The organism is Streptomyces sp. NPDC058051, assembly GCF_042885475.1.
Lineage (GTDB): Bacteria > Actinomycetota > Actinomycetes > Streptomycetales > Streptomycetaceae > Streptomyces.
This window is the reverse complement of sequence record NZ_JBHVRW010000029.1, coordinates 31,774-44,102: the sequence shown is the minus strand read 5'-3', so window position 1 is coordinate 44,102 and position 12,329 is coordinate 31,774. Positions and strand designations below refer to the sequence as shown.

The following is a 12,329-nucleotide window of genomic DNA, read 5'->3' as shown; positions in this document are numbered from 1 at the left end:
GGCCGCGCTTCAGCGTGCTTCAGCGCGCGTCTGCTCCGGCCTCGCTCAGCGTGGTCCGCGCCTCCGCACTCGCACTCGCACTCGCACTCGCACTCGCACTCGCACTCGCACTCGCGACGATCCGCGACACGCCCCGGCTCTCCCGGTCCAGCACACCCGCTGTGACCGCCACCGCCAGGCCCGCGACCGCGAGAGCGGCGCCGACCAGGGCCGGGGACGTCCAGCCCCAGCCCGCCGCGATCGCCGCGCCGCCCAGCCACGCGCCGCCCGCGTTGGCCAGGTTGAACGCGGAGTGGTTGGAGGCGGACGCCAGGGTCGGGGCGTCCTTGGCCTTGTTCATGACCAACATCTGGAGCGGGGTGGTCGTCATGAAGCCGACCCCACCGAGCAGCACCACCATCACCAGCGCCGCCCACCGCACGTGGACGACGAAGGGGAAGACGACCAGGACGACGGCGAGCGCGCCGAGCGCGCCGTACAGCGTCGGGCGCAGTGCCCGGTCCGTGAGCGGGCCCGCGGCGAGCGCCCCGAGGGTCATGCCGATGCCGAAGAGCGCGAGCACCAGTGTCACGGAGGTCTCGCCGAAGCCCATGACCTCGGTGGTCATGGACGAGAGGTAGGAGTACACGGCGAACACTCCGGCGAAGCCGAGTACGGCGGTGAGCAGGCCGAGCAGCACCTGCCGGTTGCCGAGGGCGCGCATCTCGCGGCCCAGGCCCTGGTGCTCGTCGACGGGTACGTGCGGCACGAGCCGGGCGAGCGCCGTCATCGCGCAGAGTCCGATCACCGCGACGACCAGGAACGTGGCCCGCCAGCCGAGGTGCTGGCCGAGCAGGGTGGCGGCCGGGACGCCGACGATGTTCGCGACGGTGAGGCCGAGGAACATGGTCGCCACGGCCCGCGCCCGGCGCCCTTCGGAGACCAGCCGGGCGGCGACGACCGCGCCGACGCCGAAGAACGCCCCGTGCGGCAGCCCGGCGAGGAACCGGCCGGCGAGCAGCCAGCCGAAGCCCGGAGCGAAGGCGGAGGCGAGGTTGCCGACCGTGAAGAGGGCCATCAGCAGCAGAAGCATCCGCTTCCGCGGGATCCGGGAGCCGACGGCGGTGAGCAGCGGGGCACCGAGGACGACGCCGATCGCGTACGCCGACACGAGATGGCCCGCGGTGGGTACGGAGGTGCCCAGGTCGTCCGCGACGTTGGGCAGGAGGCCCATCATCACGAACTCCGTGGTACCGATGCCGAAGGCGCTCACAGCGAGTGCGAGCAGGGCCAGGGGCATGAAGAAGAACCTCTTTCGGGGTGGGGCCGCCCGGCCCGGCTCAGGCGGGCGGCAGCAGCGGAGCGTCGGCTTCGTTGCCGGCCCAGATTAAGTATTCGCGCGGAACAAAGTGTGACAGACGATGTGCACCTGGAGGTAAACGGGCCGTTGCGACGGAGGGCGCGGCAGGCGGCGATCACGATTCGGCCGAGGTGCGCCGGAAGCGCACCGCCCCCTGCCCTTCAAGCCGATGCCCGCTCGACCGGTGGATTCCCGTCGCCCATGCGTGGCCGACCAGACCGCCGTGGCAGGCCGGGCGCCCTGTGGACTGTGGCCTGTCCGGCCGCCCCTGATCGTCCCTGCTCTGCGCGGTGCGGTGGGCCCGGGCGAGGTGGACAGACCCGGCCGTCCGCCGCTCAAAGCTCCGCAAACGCCCCGACCGGGCCCGGTCGGGAACCCCGCCGTCCCGCCGCTCACACCTCCACGCGCGCCCTGACCGGGCCCGTCGGGAACCCCGCCCTCCCGCCGCTCACACCTCCACGCGCGCCCCGACCGGGCCCGTCGGGAACCCCGCCCTCCCGCCGCTCAAAGCTCCACGGACGCCCCGACCAGGCCCGGTCGGGAACCCCGCCGTCCCGCCCGTCACACCTCCACGCGCGCCGCGATCGGAAGGTGGTCGCTGTCCGTCGCCGGGAGCGTCCACGACGACATCGGCTCGACACCCTTCACCATGATCTGGTCGATCCGTGCCATCGGGAACGACGCGGGCCAGCTGAAGCCGAACCCGTCGCCGGCGGCGCCCTGGGTGGACCTCATCTGGGAGGTGACCTCGTGGAGCGAGCGGTCGTTCATCGTGCCGTTGAGATCGCCGAGCAGGACCACCTTGCCGAGCCGTTCGTCGGCGATGGCCTCGCCGAGGGCGTCCGCGCTGGCGTCGCGCTGGTTCGCGGTGAATCCGGCGTGCAGCTTGACGCGCACGGACGGCATATGAGCCACGTAGACGGCGATCTTGCCCTCGGGTGTCGCCACCGTGGAACGCATCGCGCGGGTCCAGCCCATCTTGATGTCGACCGGCCGCGTCTGGCTCATCGGGTACTTGCTCCACAGTCCGACGGTCCCCTGCACCGAGTGATAGGGGAAGCGGTCGGCGAGCGCCGCCTCGTACGCCGAGACCTTGCCGCTCGGCAGCTCCTGAAGGGCGATGATGTCGGCGCCCGAGCCCGCGACCTGCCGGGCCGTGCCCGAGGGGTCGGGGTTGTCGGCGTTGACGTTGTGGGTGGCCACGGTGAGATCCCCGCCGCTGCCCGACTTGTCGGTGAGCAGCCCGCCGAAAAGATTGAGCCAGACCGCGACCGGCAACAGCAGGGCGATCAGCGCGGTCGCCGACCGCCGCACCAGGCCCAGGATCAGCAGCAGGGGGATGAACACCGCGATCCACGGCAGGAACGTCTCGGTGAGGCTGCCCAGATTGCCGATGGTGTTCGGGATGTCGGAATGCAGGAGCATCACGAGGGAGAGGAGGACCGCGCAGACGGCGAGAACGATGCCGCGCCGCCAGGTGCCCTTGTCCCGCGTCCAGCGGGTCCAGCGGGTCCATCTGTCCCGCAGGCCGCGGAACCGGGATCCGGCCCCTGTGCGCTGCGGCTCCGCACGGCCGTTCCCGGTGTCCGTTCCGTACGCCTGCACCATTGCGCTGTCCTCACTGCCTTGCCGTGCATGTCGCCGCGCCCTCGACCCTAGGCGATGCCCGGCGCGTTTCCCGCCGTCCACGACGGCGGTACTGCCACGAGGACGAAGGACGGGGTGCGAGGAGTTCCACCGCGGAGGAATCCGCGGGCGGCTTGTGACAGAACGATCACATACGGGCGGGTCCGGGTGCGTCAGTCGTCGGCACGGGGCCGCGGGGCGAGGCCCTCGGTCAGGGCCCGGATGATGCTGTCGGCGAGATCCTCGGGCAGCGGCGCGTCGGGCCGGTGAATGGTGCGGACGAGCATGGGGCCCAGGAACAGGTCGTCCAACAGCTCCGCATCCAGATCCCCGCGGAGTTCACCCGCGTCGACCGCCCGCCGCACGGCGGCCAGCATCGCGGCCCGGCGGGGCGCCACGATGGTGCACTGGTATTCGGACCACAGCTTGGGGTGGCTCTTCATCTGCACGAAGACGTTGTGGAGCAGGACGGAGGAGCGCTGGGCCAGGCCCCGTCTGCGCATCGACTCCAGCAACAGCCGCAGGTCGTCGAGGCCCGCGGTGCCCGAGACGTCGGGTTCCGGGAGCTCGATGTCGCGCAGGACGTCGACGAAGAGTTCTTCCTTGCCGTGCCACCGCCGGTAGATGGTCGCTTTGCCGACCCCCGCGGTCCGGGCAATACGCTCGATGGACAGGCCGGCCAGGGGCTCTCCGGCCTCCAGCAGTTCGACGACGGCGTCCAGGATCGCCCGCTCGGCCGCGGCGCTGCGCGGTCGGCCCCTGCGTGGTTCCGGATCCTCCCGGACCGGGAAGCCCTGGCCCTGTGCCTGTGTCCGCACGTGAATCCACCTCTCGCCGCACCGTCCGCCGTCCCGATTCTCCCCGACGGGGGCGGTGCCCCGGTGAGCCGCCTTCGGATTCCGGGGACTTCCGGAATCCGAAGGCGGCGTCGTTCGGTCGTCCGGGGCCAAACGCCGTCACCTGCCCGCCGTGGCACCCACCGGCTGTTCGCCCTTCTCCGCCCCGCCGGGCTTCTCTCCGTCGGGCGTCTTCCCCGGCAGGAACGCCACCACCACGAGAGCGCCCACGAGAGCGACGGCCGCCGAACCGATGGCGGTGACATGCATCGCCTTCAGGAAGGCGTCGTTGGCCGCGGTGACCAGCGGGGCGCCCGCCGGCCCCAGCTTTTCCGCGATGCCGAGCGTCGCCTCGATCGACTCCCCTGCCGCCTCCCTGGCACCCGCCGGAAGCGCACCGAGGTGGCCCTCGATGTCACCGCGGTAGACCGTGGACAGCACCGAGCCGAGCACGGCTATCCCGAGCGCCCCGCCGACCTGCCGGAAGGTGTTGTTGATGGCCGATCCGGAACCGGCCTTCTCCCTGGGCAGCGCCTGCATCACGGCGACCGTGACCGGCGTCATCACGTGCGCCATGCCCGTGCCCTGGACGAAGAACAGCACGCACATCACCCAGACCGGCGTGGTGGCGTCGAACAGGGCGAACGCCGCAAGGCCGATCGCGACCAGCAGCATGCCGACGGCGCAGACCGCACGGACGCCGAACCGGGCGACGACCAGCCGGGCGCGCGGCGCGAAGACCATCTGGGCGATGGCCAGGGGCAGGATCAGCAGGCCGGTCTGCAACGCGCTCCAGCCGCGCACGCTCTGCATGTAGAAGGCGGAGAAGAAGGTCACGCCCATCAGCGCGAAGAAGACCAGGGTGATGGCGGCGACAGCCGCGGAGAACGACGGCTGCTTGAAGTACGAGACGTCGATGGCCGGGTGGCTGGTGCGCTTCTCGTGCCAGACGAACGCGGCCAGGACGACCAGACCGCCGACGATCGAGAGGAGCACCACGGCGTCGGTGAAGTCGGCGAGCTCGCCACCGCGGATGATGCCGAACACCAGCAGGACCAGACCCACGACGGACAGCACGACACCGAGCGGGTCGATCCGGCCCGGGGCGGGGTCCTTGGAGTCCGGCACGAGCAGCACCATCGCGATCAGCGCAACGACCACCACGGGCACGTTGACCAGGAAGATCGAGCCCCACCAGAAGTGTTCGAGGAGCAGTCCACCGGTGATCGGGCCGATCGCGATGCCCAGGCCCACGCCGCCGGCCCAGATACCGATGGCCTTGGGCTGCTCGTCGCGTTCGAAGACGTTCATCAGGACGGCGAGCGTGGCCGGCATGACGAACGCCGCTCCGAAGCCCATCACGGCCCGCCAGGTGATCAGCTGGGCCGGCGAGTCGGACAGGGAGGCCAGGGCGGATCCGACGCCGAAGAGGAAGATGCCGAGAAGAAGGACCTTCTTGCGGCCGATGCGGTCGCCGAGCAGACCCGCGGTGAAGAGGAGACCGGCGAAGACGAGCGTATAGGCGTTGATCGCCCATTCCAGCTCGCTCTGCGTGGCTCCGAGACCGGTGGGTGCGGGGCTGGCGATCACCTTGATCGCGACATTCAGGATCGAGTTGTCCAGCACCACGATGAGCAGGCTGAACATCAGAACGGCGAGGATTGCCCAACGGCGGCGGTGTACCGCCTCGGGGACTTGGGGCTGGGCGACGCGAGCGCCCGACGGTATGGACATGGCGACGAGGCTATAGAGGTTTCGATACGAGACCGTCTCGTATTATAAAATCTTTACCAGGCGTATGCCTTCCGAAGGTGTGTACGCAGATTCCGGCCCGGGGTGCACGGGTTCCGGCCAGAGTGCGCGCGGGATTCGAGGGTGTGTGCGCGGGCCCACGCCCTGCGGCGTGCGGGCCCACTTCCCGTGGACGGCCGCGGGATGCCACCATGGAACCGGTCCGGGGACGCCGTCAGGGCGCCTCGAGATGACGAAGGAGCCGTCAGGCAATGTCGCTTCAGGCTGCGCAGAACAAGCCCGCCACACCCTCCTCGGGTGCCCCCGCCGACAGCAGCAAGGCGCTGTACGGAGGCAAGAGCACCCGCCGTATCTCCATCCACGACATCGCCGCCGCCACGGAGCGCGGCGAGAAGTGGCCCATGCTCACCGCCTACGACGCGATGACCGCGTCCGTCTTCGACGAGGCCGGCATCCCGGTCATGCTCGTCGGCGACTCCATGGGCAACTGCCACCTCGGCTACGAGACCACCGTCCCGGTCACGATGGACGAGATGGCCGTCCTCTCCGCCGCTGTCGTACGGGGCACCAAGCGCGCCCTGATCGTCGCCGACCTGCCCTTCGGGGCGTACCAGGAAGGGCCCGTCCAGGCCCTGCGCAACGCGACCCGGCTGATCAAGGAGTCCGGTGTCGGTGCGGTCAAGCTGGAAGGCGGCGAGCGCAGCCACGAACAGATCCGGCTGCTGGTCGACGCCGGTATCCCGGTCATGGCCCACATCGGCCTGACCCCGCAGTCCGTCAACGCGATGGGCTACCGGGTGCAGGGCCGCGGCGAGGAGGCCGCACAGCAGTTGCTGCGCGACGCCAAGGCCGTGCAGGACGCGGGTGCTTTCGCCGTCGTCCTGGAGCTCGTACCGGCCGAGCTGGCCGCCGAGGTCACCCGCACCCTGCACATCCCGACCGTCGGCATCGGTGCCGGTCCCGGCACGGACGCCCAGGTACTGGTCTACACCGACATGGTCGGACTGACCGGTGGCAAGGTGCCGCGCTTCACCAAGCAGTACGCGAACCTGCGCAAGACCCTCGGTGACGCGGCGAAGGAGTTCGCCGAGGAGGTCGTGGGCGGCGACTTCCCGGCAGCCGAGCACACCTTCCACTAGTCACGTCCGGCTCCACCAGTCACGTCCGGGCCCCGGGTCACGTCCGGTTCCCCCGGCCACGAGCCACTGCCCGCACCACCGACAGCCCGCCGACATCCCCCATCGGCGGGCTGTCGGCCTGTTGTCGGCGGACTGTCGGTGGCGCCTGGTCCCATAGGGGGCATGACGCGAATCGACAAGAACCCCAGGAGCGGCTCGAACGCCGTCGAGGTCCGGGGGCTGGTCAAGCACTACGGCTCGACCAAGGCGCTGGACGGCGTGGACCTCGATGTCCGCGAAGGCACCGTGCTCGGTGTGCTCGGCCCCAACGGCGCAGGCAAGACCACTCTCGTGCGCTGCCTGTCCACCCTGATCGTCCCCGACGCGGGGCACGCCGTCGTGGCGGGCTACGACGTGGTGAAGCAGCCCCGGCAGCTGCGCCGCGTGATCGGTCTCACCGGCCAGTACGCCTCGGTCGACGAGAAGCTCTCCGGCTGGGAGAACCTCTACATGATCGGACGGCTGCTCGATCTGCCGCGCAAGGCGGCCCGGTCCCGGGCCGACGAGCTCCTGGAGCGGTTCTCGCTCACCGACGCGGGCAGGAGGGCCGCGATGGACTACTCCGGCGGCATGCGGCGCCGGCTCGACCTGGCCGCCTCGATGATCGGCAGCCCGGCCGTCCTCTATCTGGACGAGCCGACGACGGGGCTCGACCCCCGGACCCGTAACGAGGTCTGGGACGAGGTCCAACGGATGGTCGCGGAGGGGGCGACCGTCCTGCTCACCACCCAGTACATGGAAGAGGCCGAGCAGCTCGCCAGCGAGCTGACGGTCATCGACAAGGGCAGGATCATCGCCAACGGCGGGGTGGACGAACTCAAGGCGAAGGTCGGCGGACGCACCCTCCAGATCCGGCCCTCGGACCCGGCTCAGCTGCCCGCGATGGCACAGGCCCTCAGGGAGGCCGGCCTCGACGGGGTCGCGGGCGCGCAGGCCGTCCCGGACGAGGGACTGCTGTACGTACCGATCCTCAGCGACCAGCAGCTGACCGCCGTCATCGGCCTGCTCGGCACCCGGGGCTTCTCGCTGGCGCACGTCGCCACCGCGCTGCCCAGCCTGGACGAGGTCTTCCTGGCCATCACCGGCGAGAAGAGCGCTTCCGCCGTCGACACGACACCCGAGGAGGTCGCGGCATGAGCACGACGACTCTGAAGCCCGCTCCCGCCGGCACCACCGCTTCCCCCCGGCCGCCGGCGGCCGGCGGCGAGGGCCGGATCGGGCTGCGGGGCAACCTGCGGCACATCGGGGCGCTGATGCGCCGCAATCTGCTCCAGATCAAGAAGGATCCGGAGTCGATGTTCGACGTGCTGCTGATGCCCATCGTCTTCACTCTGCTGTTCGTGTACGTCTTCGGCGGGTCGATCGGCGCGAGCCTGGGCGGCGACCGGCAGACCTACATCAACTACGTGGTTCCCGGTCTGATGGCGATGATGGGCATGAACATCGCCACCGCGGTCGGCACCGGTGTCAACGACGACTTCCGCAAGGGGGTCATGGACCGGTTCCGGACGATGCCGATCGCCCGTTCCTCGGTCCTCATCGCGAAGATCGTGGTCGAACTGGGCCGGATGATGGTCGCCACGGCGATCCTGCTGGGCATGGGCTTCCTGCTCGGCATGGAGCTGAAGACCTCGGTGTTCGGGCTGCTCGCCGCGGTCTGCCTGTCGGCGGCGTTCGGCGCCGCGATCATGTGGATCTTCATCCTGCTCGGGCTGACCCTGAAGACGCCCCAGGCAGTTCAGGGATTGGGGTTCCTGGTGCTCATTCCGCTGCAGTTCGGTTCTTCGATCTTCGCCCCGACCGCGACGATGCCCGGCTGGCTCCAGGCGTTCACCGACTACAACCCGCTGTCCAACCTGGCGGACGCGGCACGCGGGCTGATGACCGGCGGACCGGTCGCCCACGCGGCGTGGCTGACGCTCGGCTGGGCGGTGGCGATCACCGCGGTGACCGCTCCGCTCGCGGTCGCCCGGTTCCGCAAGAAGTCCTGACCGGCGGCCCGGCCCGGTACCGACGGCCTGCCACCCGGCCCGCCGTCGGTCCCGGGCCGGTCTCAGGTCCGGTACCCGTCGACGAGGGCGTCCGCCTCCTCCAAGGAGAGGCCGACGCCCTCGGCGTACGCGGCGTCGTAGGCGACCCGGCCGATCACGGCGACGATCAGTTCCTCCGCCTGGCCGAATTCCTGCCGCTCTATCGGCGCCGCCACATAGCCCTCGGGCAGCAGTCCCTGGCCGGCCCCCAGCAGCCTGGCGGCGAGCGCGGCCCGGTGCTCGCCGCCGATTCCGGCCAACGCCCGTGCGAGGGTGATGAGGTGGATGACGGGCATGTGGGGTGCCATGATCTGCGACAGCTGGTCGTGGCACCGTGACAGGGCCTCCAGGGCCCGGGGCACGGCTTCGGCGTACAGCCCGTCCTGGTTGTCCAGCCAGGCCAGCACACCCAGCACGAACCCGACAAAGGGCGCCAACACATCCGAATTGAAATCCGAGCGCAGCATGCCCAGTTGCTCGCGCGCCTCGTCCGTACGGCCACTGCGGCCCAGCCACAGGGCGAGAAAGAGCCGGACGGCGGGCAACGCCTCGTGTCCCCCCTGACGCCCTGCGGCGAGCAGTTCCCTCAGGATCGCCTCGCCCTCGTCGCCGCGGCCCAGTTCGGTGAGCACGGACGCGTACCTGGCGCGCAGGACCGACACCTGGGACTGGGCGCCGAGCTTCTCCGCGTAGCCGATGGCGGCCCGGAAGTCGTCGGCCGCGCGGGTGTACTCGCCCCGCTTCTCGTTGGCCTCGCCCCGGGACGAGAGGGCTTCCGCGGTGCCCCAGTCGTCGCTGAGCCGGGTGTAGATCTCCAGGCTCTCGTCGGCGTCCGCGTGTGCGTCGCCCGCCCACTCGGACCGGTTGGCCAGCACATTGGCCCGCATCTGGAGGGCCGAGGCCAGCTCCCATTCGTAGCCGAACTCCCGGCTGGCGCGGACCGTTTCGTCCAGCAGATCGCGCAGATCGCGCGCCTTCCCGGTCATCAGGACCGCGAAGATCCAGAGCGATGCCGGGGTGCGGCAGGTCTGCGGCTGGCCGGCCCGGTAGGTGTCCGCGATGACGCGCAGCCGGGCCATGCCCTTCTCATCGGTCCACACGTCCTGGCCGTGGTCCATGCTGGCCAGTTGGATCAGGGCGACCTGACGCCGGGCCTCCTGGAGCAGCTCGGGCCGCATGGGCGGCGGAGCGTCGGTGCAGCGCTCGTGGAGGGACGGCGCGGGCTCGGCGGGCGGGGCGAAGGGGTCCGGGCCCAGCGCGGCGGCGGCGTCGGCCCATTGCAGGGCGTCGGTGCGCAGATCGCGCATCTGCCAGTACCAGCACAGCGAGAGCACCATGCACAGCGCCTCCTGCTCGTCGCGGGCGGCGACGGCGCGGCGCAGGGCGGTGCGGAGGTTCTCGTACTCGCGCTGGAGGAGACCGATGACGGAGCGCTGTTCGGCGCCGCGGAGTCCGGGCTCCGCGCCGCGGGCCAGCTCCCGGAAGTACACCAGGTGGCGCCGTTCCACGGTGTCCCGCTCCTCGGCGCCGTCGAGCCGTTCGGCGGTGTACTCCGCGACGGTCTCCAGCAGCCGGTAGCGCATCCCTCCGTCGTCGGCGGGTGCGGCGACGACCAGGGACTTGTCGACGAGCGAGCCGAGCAGCCCGGCGACCTCGCGCGCGTCCTCGGGACCGTCCGCGCAGACGGCCTCGGCCGCGGCCAGGGTGCAGCCGCCCGCGAAGACCGACAGCCTGCGCAGGACGGCCCGCTCGGAGGTGTCGAGGAGGTCCCAGGACCAGTCGACGACGGCACGCAGGGTCTGCTGGCGCGGCCGTACCGTACGGGCTCCGCTGGTGAGCAGGCGGAACCGGTCGTCGAGCCGGTCGGCGATCTGGCGCGGGGTGAGCATCCGCAGCCGGGCCGCGGCCAGTTCGATGGCGAGCGGCAGTCCGTCGAGGCGGCGGCAGATCTCGGCGACGGCCGCCGCCGTCTCCTCGTCCGCGTCGATCCGGAAGCCCGGCTTCGCGGCGGCGCCGCGGTCGGCGAGCAGCCGCAGCGCCATCGGGTCGGGCAGCGGGCCGAGGGGGCGGACGAACTCGCCCGGCACCCCGAGGGGTTCGCGGCTGGTCGCGAGCACGGTGACGTCCGGGCAGCGGGCGAGCAGATGGTCGACGAGGGCGGCGGCGGCCCCGACCAGGTGTTCGCAGTTGTCCAGGAGGAGCAGCAGGTGGCGCCCGGAGCAGTGTTCGGTGAGGCGGACGAGGGGGTCGCCGGCGTTTCCTTCGACGACCCGGAGTTCCTCGGCGCCCGCCCCGCGCAGGACGGTCTCGCGGGCTCCGAGGGCCGTCAGCACGGCCTCCGGTACGGCCTCGGGGTCGTCGACGGGGGCGAGTTCGACCAGCCAGACGCCGTCCGGCCAGGCGGACGCGACGGATTCGGCGGCTTCCTGGGAGAGCCGGGTCTTGCCCGCCCCACCAGGACCCAGCAGGGTGACCAGCCGTGCGTGCGAGAGGTCCTCGCGCAGGGCGTCGATGTCGTCCTCGCGCCCGACGAAGCTGGTGAGCCTGGCCCGGAGATTTCCCTGCGGGGTGGCGGAGGTCCGGGGCGGGGAGGGGCGGTACGGGCCGGATGCCGTGGCCACCGCGGCTCCGGTGGCCGAAGCGGCCGGACGCACCGGGTCCTGGCGGAGCAGTTCCGCGTGCAGGGCGCGCAGTTCGGGTCCGGGGTCGGTGCCGAGGCGGTCGGCGAGTACGGTGCGCACCTCGTCGTACGCGGCCAGCGCCTGCGCCGTACGCCCGTCGTCGCGCAGGGCCCGCAGCCGCAGCGTCTGAAGGGGCTCGTCGATCGGGTGCTCGGCGCAGAGCGCGGCCAGTTCGGGCAGGGCCTCGTCCGCGCGGCCGAGCGCGAGGGTCGCGGCGAGTCTGCCGCGGCGGGCGTCCAGGCGCCGGGCCTCCCAGCGGGCCGCGACGGCACCGCGGTCGGGCAGATCGGCCAGGGCCGGTCCGCGCCACAGGGCGAGCGCGTCGTCGAGCACGGCGCGGGCCTTCGCCGCGTCGCCCTCCTCCAGCGCCCGCATCCCCTCCCCCGCGAGCCGCTCGAAGCGGTACAGGTCCACCGCTTCCGGCTCGACGGCGAGCAGGTAGCCGCTGTCCGCCAAGGTGATCGCGGCATGACCGAGGGCCCGGCGGAGCCGGCCGACGAGCGCCTGCAGGGCTCCCACCGCGTCGGCCGGTGGATCACCGTCCCACACCTCGTCGACGAGCACGGCGGCCGGGACGGTGCGGCCGGGACGCAGCGCGAGGACGGCGAGCAGGGCACGCAGCCGTGCCCCGCCGACGGGGACGGCCGTGCCGTCGTCGCAAAGTGCCTGGGTGGTTCCGAGGATGCAGTAGCGCACGCGCCTATTCTCCGCGACCGGGGACGGGGGGTGGACACACGTACGATCGTCTCGGTGTTCGCCGGGGGCCGGGATCGCTCGTCATACCCCCACCCTTCAGGAACCATCGCCCGGACGCGAGGCGTTTGTGGCGTGTCCCTTGTACGGTCGCACTCGCCGCCCGCTCCCCGTCCGGCCAGCCACCTGGAGTC

General features: G+C 71.5%; 8 protein-coding genes. 3 read left to right on the top strand and 5 right to left on the bottom strand.

Annotated features, from left to right (window positions below):
- Window positions 1-19: 19 nt before the first annotated feature.
- From ACFVUT_RS32040 to ACFVUT_RS32025, 4 genes are all read right to left on the bottom strand, one after another.
- Window positions 20-1,279, bottom strand: coding sequence for an MFS transporter (locus ACFVUT_RS32040; RefSeq protein WP_389657103.1), 1,260 nt, complete (start codon window positions 1,277-1,279; stop codon window positions 20-22).
- A gap of 621 nt (window positions 1,280-1,900) precedes the next feature.
- Entirely contained in the window at window positions 1,901-2,947 is a 1,047-nt protein-coding gene (locus ACFVUT_RS32035; RefSeq protein ID WP_389657100.1) for an endonuclease/exonuclease/phosphatase family protein, read from the bottom strand.
- 191 nt (window positions 2,948-3,138) lie between these two features.
- Window positions 3,139-3,783: a TetR/AcrR family transcriptional regulator gene (locus ACFVUT_RS32030; RefSeq protein WP_389657097.1), complete on the bottom strand. Its 645-nt coding sequence runs from the start codon at window positions 3,781-3,783 to the stop codon at window positions 3,139-3,141.
- A gap of 138 nt (window positions 3,784-3,921) precedes the next feature.
- The gene (locus ACFVUT_RS32025; RefSeq protein ID WP_389657094.1) at window positions 3,922-5,535 is read right to left on the bottom strand and encodes an MFS transporter; all 1,614 of its coding nucleotides are present in this window, start codon (window positions 5,533-5,535) and stop codon (window positions 3,922-3,924) included.
- A gap of 269 nt (window positions 5,536-5,804) precedes the next feature.
- Here ACFVUT_RS32025 and panB point away from each other — a divergent pair, with 269 nt between their 5' ends.
- The 3 genes from panB (at window position 5,805) to ACFVUT_RS32010 (ending at window position 8,722) form a co-directional block, all read left to right on the top strand.
- A complete protein-coding gene (gene panB, locus ACFVUT_RS32020) occupies window positions 5,805-6,692 on the top strand; it encodes a 3-methyl-2-oxobutanoate hydroxymethyltransferase (RefSeq protein ID WP_389657091.1) in 888 nt (295 codons plus the stop codon).
- A gap of 162 nt (window positions 6,693-6,854) precedes the next feature.
- Entirely contained in the window at window positions 6,855-7,868 is a 1,014-nt protein-coding gene (locus ACFVUT_RS32015) for an ATP-binding cassette domain-containing protein (RefSeq protein ID WP_389657088.1), read from the top strand.
- On the top strand, window positions 7,865-8,722 hold the full coding sequence (locus ACFVUT_RS32010) for an ABC transporter permease (protein WP_389657085.1): 858 nt from the start codon (window positions 7,865-7,867) through the stop codon (window positions 8,720-8,722). The genes ACFVUT_RS32015 and ACFVUT_RS32010 overlap by 4 nt, the downstream gene beginning before the upstream one ends.
- Before the next feature lie 62 nt (window positions 8,723-8,784).
- On the opposite strand, the gene ACFVUT_RS32005 is transcribed toward ACFVUT_RS32010, so the two are convergent.
- Window positions 8,785-12,138 carry a BTAD domain-containing putative transcriptional regulator gene (locus tag ACFVUT_RS32005; protein WP_389657082.1) on the bottom strand — a complete coding sequence of 1,118 codons (3,354 nt, stop codon included), beginning with the start codon at window positions 12,136-12,138 and terminating at the stop codon, window positions 8,785-8,787.
- Window positions 12,139-12,329: the final 191 nt, after the last annotated feature.